The 19,633-nt window shown below is 36.7% G+C and carries 18 protein-coding genes; 2 read left to right on the forward strand and 16 right to left on the reverse strand.

Annotated features, from left to right (window positions below):
- Positions 1-42: 42 nt before the first annotated feature.
- The 9 genes from htpX to EO127_RS01290 form a co-directional block, all read right to left on the reverse strand.
- Positions 43-906 (reverse strand): zinc metalloprotease HtpX, encoded by an 864-nt coding sequence (htpX, locus tag EO127_RS01250; RefSeq protein WP_127447678.1) that lies wholly within the window; start codon positions 904-906, stop codon positions 43-45.
- Positions 907-986: 80 nt separating this feature from the next.
- Complete coding sequence (thrB, locus tag EO127_RS01255) at positions 987-1,916, reverse strand: homoserine kinase (RefSeq protein WP_127447679.1); 930 nt, start codon at positions 1,914-1,916, stop codon at positions 987-989.
- A 10-nt stretch (positions 1,917-1,926) separates the two neighbouring features.
- Positions 1,927-3,219: a homoserine dehydrogenase gene (locus EO127_RS01260; protein WP_127447680.1), complete on the reverse strand. Its 1,293-nt coding sequence runs from the start codon at positions 3,217-3,219 to the stop codon at positions 1,927-1,929.
- Positions 3,220-3,237: 18 nt separating this feature from the next.
- Entirely contained in the window at positions 3,238-3,690 is a 453-nt protein-coding gene (locus tag EO127_RS01265) for an ACT domain-containing protein (protein ID WP_062402832.1), read from the reverse strand.
- 2 nt (positions 3,691-3,692) lie between these two features.
- Positions 3,693-4,691, reverse strand: a complete 999-nt coding sequence (locus tag EO127_RS01270; RefSeq protein ID WP_127447681.1) for a flippase-like domain-containing protein — start codon at positions 4,689-4,691, stop codon at positions 3,693-3,695.
- On the reverse strand, positions 4,688-5,554 hold the full coding sequence (locus tag EO127_RS01275; protein WP_127447682.1) for a ChbG/HpnK family deacetylase: 867 nt from the start codon (positions 5,552-5,554) through the stop codon (positions 4,688-4,690). Before EO127_RS01275 ends, EO127_RS01270 begins: the two co-directional genes overlap by 4 nt.
- 59 nt (positions 5,555-5,613) lie before the next feature.
- Entirely contained in the window at positions 5,614-6,417 is an 804-nt protein-coding gene (locus tag EO127_RS01280) for an RNA methyltransferase (RefSeq protein WP_127447683.1), read from the reverse strand.
- 12 nt (positions 6,418-6,429) lie between these two features.
- The gene (locus EO127_RS01285; protein WP_127447684.1) at positions 6,430-8,163 is read right to left on the reverse strand and encodes an ABC transporter ATP-binding protein; all 1,734 of its coding nucleotides are present in this window, start codon (positions 8,161-8,163) and stop codon (positions 6,430-6,432) included.
- Positions 8,153-9,889 carry an ABC transporter ATP-binding protein gene (locus tag EO127_RS01290; RefSeq protein ID WP_127447685.1) on the reverse strand — a complete coding sequence of 579 codons (1,737 nt, stop codon included), beginning with the start codon at positions 9,887-9,889 and terminating at the stop codon, positions 8,153-8,155. The genes EO127_RS01285 and EO127_RS01290 overlap by 11 nt, the downstream gene beginning before the upstream one ends.
- Positions 9,890-10,013: 124 nt before the next feature.
- On the opposite strand from EO127_RS01290, the gene tpx reads away from it, so the two are divergent.
- Both tpx and EO127_RS01300 read left to right on the forward strand, forming a co-directional pair.
- Positions 10,014-10,529, forward strand: coding sequence for a thiol peroxidase (gene tpx, locus EO127_RS01295; RefSeq protein WP_127447686.1), 516 nt, complete (start codon positions 10,014-10,016; stop codon positions 10,527-10,529).
- Positions 10,530-10,598: 69 nt separating this feature from the next.
- Entirely contained in the window at positions 10,599-11,018 is a 420-nt protein-coding gene (locus EO127_RS01300) for a phosphate-starvation-inducible protein PsiE (protein WP_164742245.1), read from the forward strand.
- Between the two features lie 63 nt (positions 11,019-11,081).
- Here EO127_RS01300 and EO127_RS01305 read toward each other — a convergent pair whose 3' ends face one another.
- From EO127_RS01305 to mtnA, 7 genes are all read right to left on the reverse strand, one after another.
- Positions 11,082-12,977 (reverse strand): glutamine synthetase, encoded by a 1,896-nt coding sequence (locus EO127_RS01305; RefSeq protein WP_127447687.1) that lies wholly within the window; start codon positions 12,975-12,977, stop codon positions 11,082-11,084.
- A gap of 119 nt (positions 12,978-13,096) precedes the next feature.
- The gene (locus EO127_RS01310; RefSeq protein WP_127447688.1) at positions 13,097-13,549 is read right to left on the reverse strand and encodes a GatB/YqeY domain-containing protein; all 453 of its coding nucleotides are present in this window, start codon (positions 13,547-13,549) and stop codon (positions 13,097-13,099) included.
- A 20-nt stretch (positions 13,550-13,569) separates the two neighbouring features.
- Positions 13,570-13,749, reverse strand: coding sequence for a 30S ribosomal protein S21 (gene rpsU, locus EO127_RS01315; RefSeq protein ID WP_009353131.1), 180 nt, complete (start codon positions 13,747-13,749; stop codon positions 13,570-13,572).
- A 124-nt stretch (positions 13,750-13,873) separates the two neighbouring features.
- Positions 13,874-16,021, reverse strand: a complete 2,148-nt coding sequence (locus tag EO127_RS01320) for a TonB-dependent siderophore receptor (protein WP_127447689.1) — start codon at positions 16,019-16,021, stop codon at positions 13,874-13,876.
- A gap of 18 nt (positions 16,022-16,039) precedes the next feature.
- Positions 16,040-16,990 (reverse strand): ABC transporter substrate-binding protein, encoded by a 951-nt coding sequence (locus tag EO127_RS01325; protein ID WP_127447690.1) that lies wholly within the window; start codon positions 16,988-16,990, stop codon positions 16,040-16,042.
- A 292-nt stretch (positions 16,991-17,282) separates the two neighbouring features.
- On the reverse strand, positions 17,283-18,560 hold the full coding sequence (locus tag EO127_RS01330) for an amidohydrolase (RefSeq protein ID WP_127447691.1): 1,278 nt from the start codon (positions 18,558-18,560) through the stop codon (positions 17,283-17,285).
- A 9-nt stretch (positions 18,561-18,569) separates the two neighbouring features.
- Entirely contained in the window at positions 18,570-19,622 is a 1,053-nt protein-coding gene (gene mtnA / locus EO127_RS01335) for an S-methyl-5-thioribose-1-phosphate isomerase (protein WP_127447692.1), read from the reverse strand.
- Positions 19,623-19,633 lie beyond the last annotated feature (11 nt).

Genomic DNA, 19,633 nt, shown 5'->3' on the forward strand with positions numbered 1-19,633 from the left:
AAATCTTACGATTTTTGTAACATAAGATAGATGTCACTACCTTTATATGCGACTCGCTATTTCACGCAAACGTTGAATACGACTTTCTGTAGATGGATGCGTGCTAAATAATTGAGTCATAGTGGAAGAAATTCCACTTAAAGGATTAATGATAAACATGTGTGCTGTAGATGATACACGACTTTCACTTTGACCTGGTAGCACACCAAATTTAGCATAATGCTCAATTTTAGCTAATGCAGATGCTAAAGATAAAGGCTTACGACTCATCATCGCCCCTTCTTCATCTGCTAAATATTCACGAGATCGTGAAATTGCCATTTGAATTAAGCTAGCTGCTAATGGAGCTAAAATGATAGTACCGATTAAGGCTAAAGGATTAGAATTTTCCTCCTCATTACGGCCACCAAAAATAGCTGCCCATTGTAACATATTCGCCACCATCGCAATAAATCCTGCCATACTTGCTGCAATAGTGCTAATTAGTGTATCTCTATGTTTCACGTGAGAGAGTTCATGAGCCAGAACGCCTTCAATTTCATCATCGGTTAAAAGATTCATAATACCCGTTGTCACAGCCACTGCTGCATGCTCAGGGTCACGACCTGTAGCAAATGCATTAGGTACTTCTGATTCAATTATATACACCTTTGGCATCGGTAACCCAGCGTTATGAACTAATTTTTTTACAATTTGAAAGATATTAGGATTATTTTGCTCTGTAATTTCTTTTGCATCATACGCACGTAGTACCATAGACGCACTATTCCAATAAGTATAGAAGTTGATACCTAAGGAAATAATAAACATCAGTATCATTCCAGAGTGACCTCCAACCATTTGACCGATCACCATCAATAATCCTGATAATAATGCCAACAAGGCTGCTGTTTTTATATTGTTCATGTATTCCTCCTACTTAGATATATTTTAGAATATATATACTTAATTATATCATATACAGTTTAAAAGAATCATGAAGCATTCTACTCATATTTAATTTTCACAACTTTAGCACCTTCACGGTCTGCATGAAGCACAAAGCGACGACAATCAATGTCGTGATTTATAAAGACAGAACTCATAGCATCTGCTACTGTCACCCCATGTTCTGGAGAACAATAGGCTATTAAAGTAGAACCTGAACCACTAATAGTAGATCCATAAGCCCCATGTTCCTTAGCAGCCATAAATACTTCGTCACAATATGGAATCAAAGTTTTACGGTATGGTACATGTAGATAGTCCTGTAATGCTACAGACAAATTGTCCATACGATTTTGTATCATCGAACCTACGAATAAAGTAGCAAATCCTACATTGGCAACTGCTTCCTTATAACTTAATTCTGTTGGTAGTACGCTACGTGCATAAGATGTTTCTACAATCACTTCTGGTACTACCACAGCAAAAGTTAAATTACTTGGTACATCAATATGGGAATGGAATACCGTATCATTTCCACCAACAGCACAAACCAAATTCCCCATAATAGCTGGCGCTACATTATCTGGATGCCCTTCCATATCATTGGCAATAAGTAATAACTGGTCCTTGTTTAAAGGCTCCTGTAAATAGGCATTGGCCAATAGTAAACCACCTACAATAGCGGTAGAACTACTGCCAAGTCCTCTTGATGGAGGAATTTGTGTATTAGAATGAATACGACCGTATACTGGTGTAGCATTCACCTCTTTAAATACCCGTTCCATGGCAATACCTACTAGATTTTGGCTGTGGTCTTCCTGTTCCAATAAGTCTGCCCCAAAACCTTCAAAAGTATACGTATTAGATGTAGCCTCTGTATCAGGTTCAAAGGTAAATAAATTATATAAGTTTAATGCGACTCCTAGACAATCAAATCCAGGACCACAGTTAGCACTCGTAGCCGGTACTTGTACCGTAATAGATTTCATGAACACTCCTTTATTCAACCATAATGCGGATAACACTACCCACTTCTCTAACGACACGTAAATGGTTGAAAGAATCAATTAAATTTTGAATATACGCATGAGGACATTTAGAAGTAATGATCGCTAATGTAGCCGTATCATTATCTGCTTTACGTTGAATCACTGAATGAGCAGAAATACGTTGTTCTGCTAGTTTGGTAGCTACTTTTGCCAATACACCTGTAGAGTTATCCACAGTCATACGAATATAGTAAGCAGATTCAATTTTACTGGAACTATACATTGTTTTTTGCGGATAATAGAATTGTTTCATTTCCCCTGTTTTGCCTTGCACCACATTGCGGGCTACTTCCATTACGTCACTCACGATAGAACTACCGGTTGGTAAGCTACCAGCTCCACGACCATAGAACATAGCATCATCAAAGCCATTGCCACGTAAGAATACAGCATTAAAGGAACCTCGAACAGAGGCTAATGGATGTGTGTTGGCAATAAAAGCAGGATGTACATTTAAAGACAACCCTTTTTTCGTTTCTCTCGCAATACCTAATAATTTAATCGTATAGCCAAACTCTTTACCAAATTGGATGTCACTAGCATCAATTTGTGTAATTCCTTCACAACTTACATCTTCAAAGAAGATACGTTTATTAAAGGCAATAGAACCTAAGATAGCTAATTTACGTGCTGCGTCATAGCCTTCCACATCGGATGTAGGGTCAGCTTCCGCATAGCCCAGTTCTTGTGCTTCTTTCAGTACTTCTTCGTAGCCTAATCCATCTTCACTCATTTTAGACAAAATAAAATTTGTGGTTCCATTTAGAATTCCCATGATTTCCGTAATTTGATTACTACCAAAGGAATCATATAAGGCACGAATGATTGGAATTGCTCCAGCTACACTGGCTTCAAAACGTAAATCCACATGATGTTTCGTAGCTAATTCCATAAGATAGGGACCAGCTTCTGCTAATAAATCCTTATTAGCCGTCACCACATGTTTACCTGCAATGATAGACTCTTCAATACAGGTACGTGCAAAGGTGGTACCACCCATCACTTCTACCACAATATCTACAGATGGATCTTGTAAAATTTCTTTATAATCTGTTACAAATGTAGCCGTTGCAGGTAGTGTAACATGACTATATTTGTCTGGATTTCTCACATAAATTTTATCCACGATCACTGGTACACTTATACGATTTTGTATAACATCCAAATTTTTTGTTAATAGTTCAACTGTACCCTGTCCAACAGTACCAAACCCCAAGAGGGCAATCTTTACGCCTTGCTTCATTCTCTATCTCCTTAAGCACTAGGCTTGACCAATTAGTTCGACCTTAATAACTCCCTCTAATTGTCGTACTTCGTGCAAAACATCTTCTACGGGTAATGTTAATTCCTTCGTTTCAAAGGAAATATTCACATGTGCTACACCTTGTAGCGGCAAATTCTGATTAATTGTCAATACACTGCCATTATAATCTGCAATGATCCGTAAAATGTTAGATAGCATACCAGATTCATTAGAAATCAGTGCATTAATAGACACAATTTTACCTTGTGAAAGTTCATAAAATGGAAAGACATAATCTTTATATTTATAATAGGCAGAACGACTTAAATCCATTTTTTCCACAGCTTCATTAATCGTTTTCGCTTCTCCCAATTGTAAAATAGATTTTACTTTGATTGTTTTTTTTATCGCCTCTGGTAAAATTACTTCATTCACTAAATAAAATTTGTCTTTTTTGCCTTTCACAGCCATAACTACACCTCTTCACTACTAGTGGATACGGAACTTGCGATGTGTTGTCCATATAAAGTAAATACGGAGTACATACCGATAAAGAACGGAATATATTCAGCTACAATCCGCCATGCCACTGCAACTAGCCCCACTGTTCCAATGGGAACAAAGGAGGCAAACAAATACACAAATAATCCTTCAGCAACTCCTGTTCCCCCAGGTGTGGGAGCAAAATATAAAATTAAATTTAATAAAATCATGCGATTTAAAATTTCAACAATGCTAATATCTGACGTAAACGCATACATCAAAGCCGGAGCAATAGCATATAAAAATAATAAGCTCAATGCAGACTCAATGAACACAATGAAAGATTGCATCGGATTTGCATATAATAAACTAAGTCCTCCATTAAATTCATCTAACTTAATAAGCCAGCCTTTTGGATTTCCTTTTTTCATCATTTTACATATCCAAGTTACCAAGCGTTTCATGAGTCGCGTTTGTAATAGATACATTCCCATAAATGTTGAAATCACAACGAAAATTGATATACCTAACAATTGTGTGTTTGTTATATAGGGTACTTCAATTGGTTCTGTTACTAATATAATCGGTAACATGACAATTAAAAATAAAATAGAAAATACGGTTCGCACTAATACAATAGGTGCTGCTTTGCCAATAGGAACATGATAGGACCGTAAAATTAAAGCCTGTGCCACCGCACCACCACTAGCACCTGGTGTTAGCATAGCCATAAAATAATTACCAAATATAACTCGTAGAATGGCAATTAAGGATAAACTATATCCTCCCATACGTACCAATCGTTGTAGGCGCAATCCATCAAAGTACATACCTAACGCAAGCGCTACTATCGCCAATAATAAAGATGTAATGTTGAATGTACCTAGCGTAGCCAATGAATCTAAATCGATTGTAAAATAAATTGTTATACCTGACACAATCAGAAGCAACAATCCAATTAAGATTCCTCGCTTTATCATGGTACTCATGAATGGTCTCCTTCATTCCATTGTCCATAATGAATTAGGCTAATATCATGAGTACCAATATATTCTTTCACTCTAGTCGAAGTCATAGCAGATCGTTCCTCATCCCAATGATATCCCCAATCATATAAGGATCGAAGTGTCTCATTATCTTTGCCAGGATGTGTCATAATTTCATGGACTCCTTGTTTCTTAGCAACCTTTTCTAAAATTGCTAATAAGGCATCTTCCTTCAACTGTCCACCATTCATCATGCCCCAAAAATATAGGGGCGATGAAAATCCTAAGTCACGAGATGTAGCATAGGCTTGTTGTGTAATAACCGTAAGCCCTACTTTACCAATCCAACGCCCTAATGAAGACACACCATTCAATAAAAATGGAGTTTCATCAGGCATACGAATCTTAGTTAAACCATAGCGCTTCATTTGTTCTGCCACGATAGGCAATACTTGTGGTAGCACATGCATATGTTGATGTCCATCCACATGAGTAATCGGTAATCCTGTAGACATTACTTTTTGAAATTGTGCTTCAATTTCTTTTCGTAATTCATTTCCCTTTATTTGCCCTGTAAAAAGCCGTTTTATAAATTCTGTATGTGTCATAGGAAATTTGTCATCTATGAGCAGACTTGGAACTTCTTTAGGGTCACAAATTGGTAAAAGACCACCAACCAAGCATATATGTATACCTACGCCCAATGTAGGTGTTGTCTTAGCTAATGAGACGGCATCCTCAAAATACTCTCCAGATGCCAATAAAGACGTACTTGTTACTATTCCTTGTTGATGACTTTCTAAGATTCCTTCATTAATAAGAGGATATAAACCAAAGTCATCTGCATTCACAATTAGACGTTTCATAGTTACCTTCCTGTACGCACTAAATGGATAATTGTATTCTTATTTTACCAAAATTATTGTTATTTGGATAGACAAAGTTTTCTTTCTTGTACTTTATACATGCACAAAGCTCCTGCTATGGCAACATTTAGAGATTCCATGGGACCATACATAGGAATGGAAATTCTTTGTGTAACCAGTTGTAATATATCTTCTGAGATACCATTAGCTTCATTTCCTAAAGCAATCATAGTTGCCCCTTCATAAGTAGGTTGCCCATAGTCAACACTATCTTCCAACACGGTTCCATATAGTTTGATTCCTAATTCTTTGAGTTTTACCACATCATCCGTTGAGACATTTATATAAATCGGCAGTTTACACAACCCACTCATAGTACTGCGCACTGTTTTTTCATTGTATATATCAACAGTATTAGAAGTTAAAAACATTGCCTCTACACCAGCACCTACAGCAGTTCGAATTAAAGTACCTAAATTACCTGGATCCTGTACGCCATCAATGAGCACATATAGAGCATTTTCTTCTACTTTAAAATCTTCTAATCGCCGTACTTTTTGACATACTACAGCAATGACACCTTGTCCATGCACGGTTGTTTCAATCCCTTTCCATAGGCTATTTGAAATAGAACATACCTGCACATCATAGGTCTTACATAAAGATAGCAATGGATGTAACTGCTCCTGTTTTATAGATTCTGTATTGACAATTACATACCGTACTGTACCAGTAGGCAGCATATCTATGACTGTACGATATCCTTCGGCCACATATTCTTGATGTGTAGTGCGATATTTTCGTTTATACAATTGCACAATGTGCTTGATTTTTTTATTATCTCGTGAAGTAATCTCTTCCATAATACCCTTTCTTTATGCATTCCATAATTGATAGAACAAACCTTTTTGAGTCAGCAATTCTTCCAACGCACCTTGTTCTACAATTTCACCATCGGATATGACAATAATTTGTGTAGCATCACGTAAGGTTGATAAACGGTGTGCTATGGCTATCATCGTTTTTTCACCTTTCATATCTGCAATCGATTGTTGCAGTAATTCTTCTGTGTGACTATCTATATTAGAAGTAGCCTCATCGAATACTAATAATGATTTATTCTGTACTAAGGTTCTGGCCAAGGACAATAATTGACGTTGCCCCTGTGAAAGTAAAGATCCTAAGTATCCCACAGGCGTTTGATATCCTTCTTCTAAGCGTTGTATTGAGGTATCTAAATGAGCTCGTTTAGCTGCTTCTTTTACCATTTCTGACGTAATAGCTCTATCAAATAAAGAAATATTCTCTTCAATAGAACCTTTAAATAAATGAGAGTCTTGGAATACATAGCCCATAGATTGGCGTATAATTCTTGGGTCCAAAGTACTTAAATCATGGCCATTGATACGAATACAACCTTTAGTAGGCTGTTCAAAACCAAGTAGTAACTGCATCATCGTGGACTTACCACCACCAGATGGACCTACTATCCCTAAGAATTCCCCCTCTTGTAAAGACCAATTAATATCTTTCAACACATAATTTTCTGTTCCATCATAGGAGAAATAGACATGATCAAACTCGATAGAATGAATTGCAGAAAATTCCTCTGGCAGCACAATATTCTCTTGAACCTGCTTCGTTTCACTTTCCAACATTGGTAAAATACGTTCTGCTCCTGCTAAGGCAGACTGTAGATTACCATATTTTTCAGCAATTTCTTTGATAGGTTCAAAAATGCGATTAATATATTGTAGGAATGCAAATACTGTGCCAGCTTCAGTTATGGAGTCAAAATATCCGGTTACAGTAAAAATAGCAATCAGAGCGACAAAAAATAATCCATCTACAATAGGTCTAAAAATAGCAAATGTTTTTACCTCAAATAGACCTGCTTCTAAAAACTCTCGACTTACTTTATCGTAGCTTTTTTCCATAATGATTTCACCTACATAGGTTTTAATCATCAAAATAGCATTTAACATTTCCTGTACAGATGCATTGGATGCCGCTACTTTACTACGAACGCCTCTGAAAGCTTTTCTAGCATACTTACGATAAATAAAGATAACTCCTGTGAATACAGGCACTAATAGTAACACTATGGTAGCTAATGTTGTATCTATCAGAAACATAAACACTAGTATACCAATAATCTGAAAGATACTACTACTTATTTTTACCAGCACTTCTGTGTATAAGGTGCGAACCGATTCTGTATCGTTCGTAACTCTTGTCACTAGATTTCCTACAGGATATGCAGTAAATTCTCTAGGACTCATAGTTAATATATTTTCAAAAATTTTATTTCTAATATCAAAGATAATACGTTGTCCAAAACTTTGTAATGCATAGTTTTCTATACCTAATGCGACCATTCCAAACAAAATCAATCCAATATAACCTACTGCATACTTCGTGATGAGTCCCATATCTTTCGTTGCTACACCTACATCTATGAACTCTTTCATAATGACAGGGCGTATTAATTGCACACCTAGTACTAACACTAACATACATACGCCAAGACACATATAGGCCATATAAGGTTTGATAAATGTGCACAAATGCAATAGCACATGATAATCTGTTTTTTGTTTAGTTCTCATCGCTATCCCCTCGTTTTTGCAACATCACCAACTGATGATACATACCTTTTTGCTGTAATAATTCTCCATGTGTACCAGATTCAACGATATGACCTTCATGAAATACATAAATACAATCTGCACCTTCTAATGCCTCTAAACGCTGCGAAATACATACAATAGTCTGTTCTGTATTAGATCGTAATGTTTCTAAAATATGACTTAAGCTATGAGCATCTAATGCAGAGAAAGCATCATCTAACAACAAGTAAGGAGCATCTTTGTAGAATGCACGGGCCAAAGAAATCCGCTGTCGTTGTCCTCCAGATACATTGGAACCACCCTCTTCTAAGTTGTCATGTTTGCGTGCACCTTCAATACGTTCCTCTAAATCTCTAAATAATCCCGCTCGTTCCGCAGCTTTTTCAATGGTTATCCTAGAACATTCGTCGTTCGTATAACCAAATTGAATATTATCTCGGATAGATACACTTAGTAATGAAGGAGTAGACGGTGCATAGGCAATACTATTACGCAATGTACTAAGTGGAATATCTTGAATATCTGTAGAACCAAAATAGATGCTATTTTTAGGGGCATGCTGAATATCTAATAATAATTTAAATAAAGTAGATTTTCCCGATCCTGGCCCACCAACGATACCAATAAAGGATCTTTTTGGAATATGCATAGATACATCTTTTAAAATTGGTTCTTTGCTAGTAGCATAGGCAAAACTTAATCCTTGAATGTGTATATCTTCTAGCGGTAAATGTCCTACCTGTTCTTGGATTTCTTCTTGAGGGAGTTCAAAGAACTCTTCCATTCGTTCTAAAGAGGCAAAGCCTTTTTGCAATACAGAAGTTAAGGATCCAATTGCCATAATAGGACCTATTACAAGCATGACATATCCATTAAGTGCCACAAATTCCCCTACTGTTAGTTCACCATTGATAATAGCTTGACCACATACATACATATTGAGAGCATAACAAACAAAGGGGGCCATATATGTTAATGGAGTTAATAAGGAATCGATGCGCACCACATCTAAATTATTTTCATAGTTTGTTTCATTTACTTTCGTAAAACGCTTCCAGCTTGTATATTCTTTATTGAATGCCCGAATCACTGCCATCCCTAAGAATAATTCTTGCGCATATTCTGTTACATCACTATAAGAACTTTGTGCTTTCTTTTGACGACCTCGTAGATGTTTTGAAAGTTTCAACATACCATACACAATAAAAGGCATTGGTAAAATAGTCACCACCGCTAACCATAGAGACATTTTTTGAACGAGGATACAAAATGCAATAACCCCAAAGAATAAGGCATCTACAAATAACATAACGCCTAAACCTAGAGACACACGTAAAGAAGTGACATCATTTGTCATCAGCGCCATAACCTTCCCTGGACCATGTTCATCGTAATAAGACGTAGGAATACGCAAAGCATGACGAAATAGCTCTCGACGTAAATAGAACTCAAAATTACGAATAGATCCCAAGAGCATATGACGAGAAATAAATTTTAATACGGTAATCACAATACCTAGCAGTATGAACAGACCCACATAATGCCAGATTCTATCTTTTCCCACATACAATGTATTGATGGCTTCCCCCATCCAAGTAGGAACCAATAAGAATAATCCATTAATTGTAAGAAGTAGAAGGATTCCTATGATATATTTATAGGAATGTTCTTTAAAAAAGTATCGGAATAAGTGAAAACCTTTCATAGGTACCCCCATTCTATTATGATTTCGATTTTTTTCGATAAAGTTTATTTACTAATTTTATTGTACCATGTTATAATGTCATTATACAAAAGATATTATTCCGTATTTTAAGGAGGAACATACAATGGAAAAACGTACAGGTGTAGTAACATTTGCAGGTAACCCAATCGCTTTATTGGGTAAAGAAGTAAAAGTGGGAGATAAAGCTCCTGCGTTCACAGTATTAGACAATGGCTTAGGTGAAAAAACATTAGCTGATTATGCTGGTAAAGTTAAAGTTATTTCTGTAGTGCCATCTTTGGATACTGGCGTATGTGATGCGCAAACTCGTTGGTTTAATCAAAACGTTTCTAAATTAGGTGAAAATGTTGTTGTATTGACTGTATCCGTAGACTTACCATTTGCTCAAAAACGTTGGTGTGGTGCTGCTGGTATTGACCAAGTGGAAACTTTATCTGACCACCGTGACCTTTCTTTCGGTGAAAATTATGGTTTCATTCTTGAAGGTTTACGCTTATTATCTCGTGGTATCGTTGTCATCGACAAAGACGACGTAGTTCGTTATGTAGAATACGTACCAGAAGTAACGTCTGCTGTTAACTTCGAGGCAGCTGAAGCAGCAACTAAAGCGTTAGTATAATCGTTACTTACAAAGTATATAAGGGTGCAGTGATTCGTCACTCCACCCTTTTTTATTGGAAAGGTCCATATGAATTATTTTTTACAACAAGTGTCTACATTTTTTCAGTGGGTTCTAAACTTCACTTTATTTTCTATCGGTATCGTTTTGACCGTGGCTGTTTTAAATACTGCATTTTATATTGTGACGCTCATACCAGGTTTATTTACAACTGATGTAGTATACACTACATTTTTAGAAGAAATCATTAATTTTTTCTTATTTTTCGAGTTCTTATCTTTAGTAGTGAAATATTTTAAAAATAATTTCCACTTCCCTCTTCGCTATTTTATCTATATTGGTATAACTGCTATTATCCGATTAATAATTGTATCTCATGAATCTTCTATAGATCTATTTTTATGGTCATCCGCTATTCTAGCATTAGTCATCAGTTTAGTCTTAGTAGTTCGATATGGTAAAGAGCCTAATAGTAGTGAAAGATTATAAATTCTCATAGCAAAAGGACTGATCACAATGTTGTGGTCAGTCCTTTTTTATACTAGGTACCTATTATAAAATATTACGAGTATATTCTGCATATAGAGCTTCTAATTCAATCACTTTTTCATTCATTTCTACTTGTAATGTAGACGCTGTATCATAGTCACCATTTGCCAATGCTTCAGTTATACGAGAGAATAAAGATTTAGACTCTACACTATCTTTTGCTAAGTAGATACGCAATGCATTCACTTTATTCCAGTTGGCTCTATCGAAGGCATCAGCTGTATCATGGATGGCTTGTAAAGAACGTACTAATTGAACATTAGCCGGTACAATACGATTTGCTAATTCTAATTTCCAACGATTTAATACACCAGCCATGAAAGAATCCATCAAATCTTTATCAAATGCTCCACCTAATGTTAAAGATGCTACTTTCTCAGGATTATTTGTATAGCCTTGAATATTTTCCCACACAGTAGCAGGTGCTTTACCGAATTTGCGATCACGTTCTTCTGCTGTGAAATCATCAAATACGTCAACTTCAGAGCGATATTCACGAGATGCATCTAAATAATCAGCTGCTTCTCCTTCTTTTTTGGATAATTCTGCCAAAATTACTTCTGGTGCTTTACCAGATGTGATAACATATTTCATTCCATCAAAAGCAGATAAGTAGATCAATGCCAATGCTGTGTATGTATTAGTATATGGGTTTGGAGAACGCAATTCAAAACGAGTTGCCATCGGTGTATCCACATCACGAATCAAGCCACAAAGAATTGTACGGTTACGGCTTGGCAAAGCAGGATCTGTACCCAAGGATGTAACGATACATACAGGTGCTTCAAATCCTGGTTTTAAGCGGTTCAAGGAATCTGTTGTGGAAGAAATGAATGGGTTGATTGCTTCATAGTGTTTTAATAGACCCATGATTGCTCCATATGCCAATGGGCTGGCATGTTCTTTGCGCAAATCTGCTGGGGAGAACAAGTTGTACACTTTGCCGTTTTTCATTTTTACCATCACACCAAAATGTGTATGCTCTCCAGAACCTGCTACGCCGATGATTGGTTTCGCATTGAAAGTAACATCTAAACCATTTTCACGGAATACTTCACGAACGATGATACGAGCTTGTAATTCGTTATCTGCAGTTTGTAATGGATTATTCGTGTATTTCCAGTCAATTTCTAATTGTTCTAATACCCAGTCCACATTACCTTCGTCATCAAGTTTTGCTTTTACGCCACCTACTTCTTTATGGCCCATTTCTGCATGTAAACCATATTTATCTAGTAAGGATACAGCTTTTTCTAAGGCTGTCCGAACAGAACCATGTGTACGTTGCCAGTATTGCTCTTGTAATTTTTGAGATACGGATAATGCTTTCGCATCTACATTTTTAGATGGAGTTTTAACCCAGAATTCTAATTCTGTAGCGGATGTAAAAATAACATCTGCAATTTCATTAGCATCGATGAATTCCATGCCTTTTACTTGGTTCGCTTGTAATAATTTCATCAATTCTTCTTTTACATACTCGCAACTACGTTTTAAAATAGAGCGAGAATCTACGTAGCGATCGCAGTGCTTTAAGAATGCTGGAATACGAAGTGTACCTGTTGGTTTGCCTGTAGCTTCATCAATGTGTTCATAGTTGTAGTCCACAAACCAGTTTACACTTGGGTCACCCCACATATCTACACGTGCATTGTTCAATGTTGCAATATTTGTCAATACAACAGAAGAACCATCTGTTTGTACTGCACGACCTTCAAAGAAAGATTCATAATCATCAAAGAATTGCTCCATTGGAATTTTTTCGTCAGTATCATTACCCGCTAAATCAACACCGACTAAAGATACAAAACGAATTTCTGGATGTTGTTCTAGTAAGGCAAGAACACCTTCTTTACCATATTGGCCTGCTGGAATGTAATATAATAATTCTTTGCTCATGATAAACCTCCTCATAATAAACAAAAAGACTCCAAGAAACTATGTTTCTTAGAGTCCTCATTGACTTAGTATTATATTATGCGATTATAGTAACATAATCAATTAAGTCTGTCAACACATTAGTTGACTTTTGCAAGTTCTTCTTTGACAATCGCATTGACTAACTTGCCATCTGCACAACCCTTAGTCTTTGGCATAACCAATGGCATAAGGTCACCCATCTTAATTGGTGCAGTTAGGGTGGAAATCGCTTCTACCACAATGTGACGAATCTCATCTTCACTTAATTGGGCAGGCAAATATTTTGCTAATACTTCCATCTCAGCTTTTACCTGAGCAATTAGGTCATCACGATGACCTTTCTCAAATTCAGCTAACGAATCTTGACGAATTTTCATCTCTTTCGCTAAAATAGCGATAACATCTGAATCTTCTAATTCAATTTTCTTGTCGATTTCTGTATTTTTTATGGCGCTATTTACCATGCGAATGACTGAAAGAGCAACTTTACCCGCTTCGCGAGCTTTCATAGCTTCTTTCATATCTGTTTTGAGCTGATCTTTTAAGGACATGTTGTACCTCCAAGATTGACTTACGCTTTGAATTTGCGTTTTCTTGCTGCTTCAGATTTTTTCTTTCTTTTTACGCTTGGTTTTTCGTAATGTTCGCGTTTGCGTACTTCAGATAAAACACCTGCTTTTTGGCAGGAGCGTTTAAAACGACGAAGTGCACTTTCAAGCGATTCATTTTTACCGACTTTAATTTCTGACATCTATATCCCCCCCTCCAAAACGTATAATGGAAGTGCAGGTAATTTATATACGCACATACAGATATTATAAGCAGTTGACATATATTTGTCAAGCCTAGTCCCCTATAGTTTCTAGGATTTTATCTTATAATTTCATTTCCATGCCAATTCGATACATACGACCATCAATATATAAATCATGTACTTCACGGTTTAATAGATTATCAATTCCTACATAGGCAGATAATCCATTATTCCATTTTTTATTGACACTGAAATTCAATGTATTAAAAGAGTATTCATTATAACTACTAGCACCGCGATTTCGCGCTTCTTCAAAACCATATTTATGTGTAAAACTATTCCATAATACAGCACTATATCCATTGGATTTATGGTCATCATAAATTAGCTGTAACGTGCTAATAGAACGCGGACGATTACTTAAGCGTTCATGAGTACTCATATCTTTGGCATCGATATAGTTGAAGGTTCCTTTTAGGGTAAGACGGTCAGTTACTTTGTGACCTAGACTCAACTCTACCCCTTGAATTTTAGCTTTACCTACATTGTAATATTGATGACGTTGTGATACACCTGGCACATCAGATTGTATCCGATGACTATCAATTAGATTACTTACACGTGTATGGTAATAGGATGCTTTACCAAATGTTTTACCCCGTTCTGCTTCCAATGCAATATCAAAAGAGGTAGAAGTTTCAGGTTTCAAATTTGGATTTCCAATAATATTCAATACTCCGATTGGTGTTGTATGGAACATATTTAAGTATAATTCTGAAATACTTGGGGCTTTGTATCCTTTACCAAAGTTGAATTTCATCCGTGTATGTGTATCGATTCCATAAACTACACCCACTTTTGGTGTTACATTATGTCCAAATTGACTATTGTGTTCATAACGAATAGCTGGTGTAAAAGAAAGTTTTGCATTGACTTGCCACAAATCTTCTAAGTATGTTGCCCAAGAATCATAATGAAACTTTTTAGTTTGTTTCATTTTATGTGCATCCAACCCACCTAGACGAGTTCCTTCATAGATAACACGTCGGTACTCACCACCGAAAGTTACATTATGATGATCCCCTACATACATAGTGTCTTTCCCTTCGAGGACAATATTTTTGTACTTAGCCGCATCATAATCACTAGCAGGATATAAAGATTGATAATCAAACTTCAATGATGTTGGTGGTGTTGGTGGTTTACTTGGCATCATCACATTGATAACACCTTCAGGTAAGGTCCGACTATCTGTCATACGGTAAGATTTGTCTAATTGACTATAATAAGTAGAAATTTCATAGGCATTTCTTGCTGTTTTACCTGTGTAGGTAATACCAGTTTGAATACTCTTATTATCAAACTGTTCTTGCTTATTTAAATTCACAGGAACCATTTTGGCACCCGCCATAAATACCATTCCACTTTTATGGAATACATTAGCATATTTATCAGCATTATCAGTTTGTAATTTTTCTTTAAAATAACTGAAATCTACTTTAATTTTATTTTGGTTAGCATTTTTTAAATCATAAATAACACTACTATTATAGGATTGCTTATGTCCATACATGATACGACGATATCCTTCTGTATAGCCTGTTAATTGTTTTGTTCTTTCATTGAAAGTCTGATCTGCCATATGTCGATTAATAGGTCTTTCTTTTGTGACGTTTACATTGAAACTTGCATTCCAACGATCTTGATTGCCACTGTTAAATGTATAATGTGCTTGTTCATGTTTAGTACCGCTAGATACACCAAAGGATTGAGACATATGAGTAGGCTGTTTCGTAATAATATTAATGATACCACCCATAGCATCTGATCCATATAAAGCAGAGGATGATCCTCTGACAATTTCAATACGATCTACTTGATCTAAATTAATTCTACGCAAAGTGTACACATTTGTCGTATTGGATGCATCTTCACCAGCTAAACGACGGCCGTTAACTAGCACAAGGGAATGGCGTGATTCCATACCACGAATCATCACCTGATTACCAGTCATCCCTGCTTCTGATAAATTAATATTATCAGCTAATTGTAATGCACTTTCTACTGTATCTGCTCCTAACCGTTTCATATCTGCTTGCGTAATGACTTGCACCGCAGCAGGACTATTTTTAATAGTTTCTGCGCGTTTTGATGCCGTAACAACTACTACATTATTATCACTGGCATCCATTGCATGTGTTACATATGTAGGTGCTAATAAAGTACTGAAAATAGCTCCATACAAGGATACTTTTACTAGTTTATTCATGATACAACCTCCTAAAAATTATTCATATAATGCGTTATACATTAATTCCAATGTTTTTGTTATTCTTGTGCCAGGGTTCAAGGCAAACAAACCACCCGGTACATAGTGAATCTGCCCCGTTTCTACGGCTTTGATATGTTGCCAAGCTGGATTCGATTGCATTTCTTTCAAAAAGGATTCCTTAATTGATGGATCTGGATACATAACTACAAAAATAATTCGCTCAGGATTTTGTTCCTGTATAAATTCTAAACTCAGTGGCACATAAGGCGCTTCACTCTTCATATATTTACCAATGTTATCGGCACCTAATGTATCTAATAATTTACCGCTGAAAGAATGATTTGTACTGACGTTTAGATTACCTGGTGTACCCAGTAACAACAATGTTTTAGGATGTGGCTTATCCTTTATTTTCCCTTGATAGTCTGCAAATACAGTATTGATTTTCTCTATTTGCATCTTGCTTATGTCTGAATGATTCGTAAGTTCACCGAATAGTTGCAAGGATCTATTCACATCTTCAAAGGAGTCCAAATCATTAATGTATAAAGGAATATTGGCAGCCTGTAAAGCCTCTCTTAGTTTGATATGATTTGCTATATTCATACCAATCACCAAATCTGGATTGAGGCTAATAATTTTTTCTACATCAGGATTATATGTATTTCCTACAGACGGGATATCCTTCACTTTATCTTTTAACTCTCCTGATAAGGAAGCCGCATCCATACGGCCCACTATACTTCCTTGTACCGCTAAGTACATATCAATATTAGCTGTATTCAATATGACTACGCGCTTAGGATGAGCTGGCATAACAACGGACGTACCCGTCTTATCGATTTCCGTTCTTGTAGAGGCTTCCTGAGTAATTACACTTTGTTGAAGCCCTGTCCAAGAACACCCTGAAATGATCATCATGCCGCAAAGGATTGTTGCACATGCCAGTGATTTCCTGAGTTGCATTTCTATTCTCCTAATAAAAAAAATCCATTTTCCCTGTGGAAAATGGAACTTATCCGAATACTATATATTGAGCACTTGCTCACTTGTTACTTAAATTTACAAATTGTTAAATCAATTACTGTTATAATATAATAGTTGATAATTTTTGTCAATCAAAAGCGAGGTCATAAAGACCTCGCTTATATAGGTTATACCTATTAAACTTTCATATTGTTAGTACGCTACTATGACCCATGATCACAGCATAGGAATTATATATAACTACTATGCCGGGATACACTGATGGCTAGCATTACCCTTGAAAGATCGCCTGAGCTTGTTGTATTTCGTAACGCAACTTTTCTTCATCAATGGTCAATAACTCTTTATCTTTCATCACCACTTTACCACCTACAATCACGGTAGTAGCATCTGATGAATTGGCCGCATACACTAAGGATGCTACATCATTATACCGCGGTTGCCAATGTAATCCTGATGTATCATAGAGCACAATATCTGCACGATATCCTACATCTAATACACCCAAATCATCATAATCTAATGCTTTAGCACCCATAACGGTACCAAGTTCCCAAGCTGTTTGAGCAGGTATAGCCAATGGATCATATAGACGAGCTTTATGTAACATGGCCGCCAAACGCACTTCTTCTAACATATCTGCATTATTGTTGCTAGCAGAACCATCTGTACCTAAACCTACCACAATTCCTTTAGCAAGCATTTCTGGCACTGGTGCAATGCCACTGGCTAATTTTAAGTTAGATTGTGGATTATGTGCCACGCGAACGGATTTTTCCTTCATGATATCCATATCTTCATCTGTTACGTGTACACAGTGAGCCGCCAAACAACCTAAATCAAATAAGCCTAAGTCATTCATATGCGCAATAGGAGTTTTACCAGTAGCTTTTATAACATTGTCCACTTCTCCTTTAGTTTCGCTTAAATGCATATGAACTTGCGCCCCTAAATCATGACCTAATTGAATTACTCGTTCCAAATACGCATCAGGACAGGTATAAGGTGCATGAGGTCCTAGCATCACCTTGATTTGATCTTGGTTATAACCGTGATATGTTTCAAACAATTCTTTACTTTCTACTAAAGCTTGTTCTGCCGTAGGCGCAACGCCAGCCATACCACGAGATAAAACAGCACGAATACCTGTTTCTTTAATAGCTTCAGCCGTTTGATCCATAAAGAAATACATATCGCTAAAACAAGTGGTACCTGAACGGAACATTTCTGCAATACCTAATTGTGTACCCCAATAGACTAAGTGATTATTCAATTTGGCTTCCGCTGGCCAAATGGCAGTTTGTAACCAATCCATTAACTCTAGATCATCTGCGTAATTACGCAATAATCCCATAGCAATATGCGTGTGCGTATTGATTAGACCTGGAGCAGCAAGCATGCCTTTTCCATCGATTACTTCCTTAGCTTGAGGAACTGTATCATTGGTAACAAACTCTTTAATATATCCATTTTCAACAACAATAGCAGTATCTTTTAGAATTGTATTTCCTTGTAACACATCTACATGTGTGATAACAACATCAACCATAGTTAACTCCTATTTCATTTTCTTTTCTTCTAAATGACGAATACTTTCTTTAAATGGAGGACGTAATACCCCTTCTTCAGTAATAATAGCTGTCACTAAATCATGAGGTGTAACATCGAAAGCCGGATTCAATACTTCAATACCTTGTGGTGCAGAAGGCACGCCTTGGAATTGTAATACTTCTTGAGGATTACGCATTTCAATAGGAATATGTGCTCCTTGTTCCATGGAAAAATCAAAAGTACTATACGGCGCTGCTACATAAAAAGGAATATTATGATGTTTGGCCAATACGGCTACACTATAGGTGCCAATTTTATTTGCCACATCACCTTCTAGAGTAATACGGTCAGCTCCTACAATAATTGCATCAATAAGACCTTGTTGCATAGCGTAACCAGCCATATTGTCAGTTTGCAATGTCACAGGAATACCGTCTTCATGTAGTTCAAAGGCCGTTAACCGAGAGCCTTGCAATAATGGTCTTGTTTCATCTGCATAGACACGATCTAGCTTACCTTGTGCGTGAACTTCACGGATCACGCCTAAGGCAGTACCTATTCCTGCTGTAGCCAAAGCTCCTGCATTACAATGTGTCAAAATACGATAGGATTCTTTATCTTGGAATAAGGTAGCCCCATGTTTTGCCATACTTTCATTTAAGGCTACATCTTCTGTATCGATGGCGATAGCTTCCTTTACAAGCACCGCATCTAATTCGCTAATATCTCCTTTAAAAGTATCTACCACACGTAAAACGCGATCGATAGCCCACATTAAATTAACAGCTGTCGGTCTAGTTTGACGTAACGTTTCCGCAAAAGCTCTAAATTCAGATAGAATCTCTGCCCTAGCACCACCACGATGATAGCTTTCACGGAAGGCAAGAATTAATCCATAGGCAGCGGATACACCGATCGCAGGGGCCCCACGAACACGAAGCATTTTAATAGCTTCAGCCACTTGACGCCAATCAGTACAACGTACATATTCCACAGATGTAGGTAATTTCGTTTGATCTAAGATAATAACTTCTGATCCATTCCATTCAATACTTTTCATACCGCTCCCTC

Source organism: Veillonella sp. 3310, assembly GCF_003999875.1.
GTDB lineage: Bacteria > Bacillota > Negativicutes > Veillonellales > Veillonellaceae > F0422.

Bases quoted from the DNA above. Each gene is read 5' to 3' on its own strand.
- EO127_RS01305 (WP_127447687.1), bottom strand. From the start codon at position 12,977: ATGAGCAAAGAATTATTATATTACATTCCAGCAGGCCAATATGGTAAA.
- EO127_RS01310 (WP_127447688.1), bottom strand. From the start codon at position 13,549: ATGTCCTTAAAAGATCAGCTCAAAACAGATATGAAAGAAGCTATGAAA.
- EO127_RS01330 (WP_127447691.1), bottom strand. From the start codon at position 18,560: ATGGTTGATGTTGTTATCACACATGTAGATGTGTTACAAGGAAATACA.
- EO127_RS01320 (WP_127447689.1), bottom strand. From the start codon at position 16,021: ATGAATAAACTAGTAAAAGTATCCTTGTATGGAGCTATTTTCAGTACT.
- mtnA (WP_127447692.1), bottom strand. From the start codon at position 19,622: ATGAAAAGTATTGAATGGAATGGATCAGAAGTTATTATCTTAGATCAA.
- htpX (WP_127447678.1), bottom strand. From the start codon at position 906: ATGAACAATATAAAAACAGCAGCCTTGTTGGCATTATTATCAGGATTA.
- EO127_RS01280 (WP_127447683.1), bottom strand. From the start codon at position 6,417: ATGGAAGAGATTACTTCACGAGATAATAAAAAAATCAAGCACATTGTG.
- rpsU (WP_009353131.1), bottom strand. From the start codon at position 13,749: ATGTCAGAAATTAAAGTCGGTAAAAATGAATCGCTTGAAAGTGCACTT.
- tpx (WP_127447686.1), top strand. From the start codon at position 10,014: ATGGAAAAACGTACAGGTGTAGTAACATTTGCAGGTAACCCAATCGCT.
- EO127_RS01265 (WP_062402832.1), bottom strand. From the start codon at position 3,690: ATGGCTGTGAAAGGCAAAAAAGACAAATTTTATTTAGTGAATGAAGTA.
- EO127_RS01275 (WP_127447682.1), bottom strand. From the start codon at position 5,554: ATGAAACGTCTAATTGTGAATGCAGATGACTTTGGTTTATATCCTCTT.
- EO127_RS01270 (WP_127447681.1), bottom strand. From the start codon at position 4,691: ATGAGTACCATGATAAAGCGAGGAATCTTAATTGGATTGTTGCTTCTG.
- EO127_RS01285 (WP_127447684.1), bottom strand. From the start codon at position 8,163: ATGAGAACTAAACAAAAAACAGATTATCATGTGCTATTGCATTTGTGC.
- thrB (WP_127447679.1), bottom strand. From the start codon at position 1,916: ATGAAATCTATTACGGTACAAGTACCGGCTACGAGTGCTAACTGTGGT.
- EO127_RS01325 (WP_127447690.1), bottom strand. From the start codon at position 16,990: ATGCAACTCAGGAAATCACTGGCATGTGCAACAATCCTTTGCGGCATG.
- EO127_RS01300 (WP_164742245.1), top strand. From the start codon at position 10,599: ATGAATTATTTTTTACAACAAGTGTCTACATTTTTTCAGTGGGTTCTA.
- EO127_RS01260 (WP_127447680.1), bottom strand. From the start codon at position 3,219: ATGAAGCAAGGCGTAAAGATTGCCCTCTTGGGGTTTGGTACTGTTGGA.
- EO127_RS01290 (WP_127447685.1), bottom strand. From the start codon at position 9,889: ATGAAAGGTTTTCACTTATTCCGATACTTTTTTAAAGAACATTCCTAT.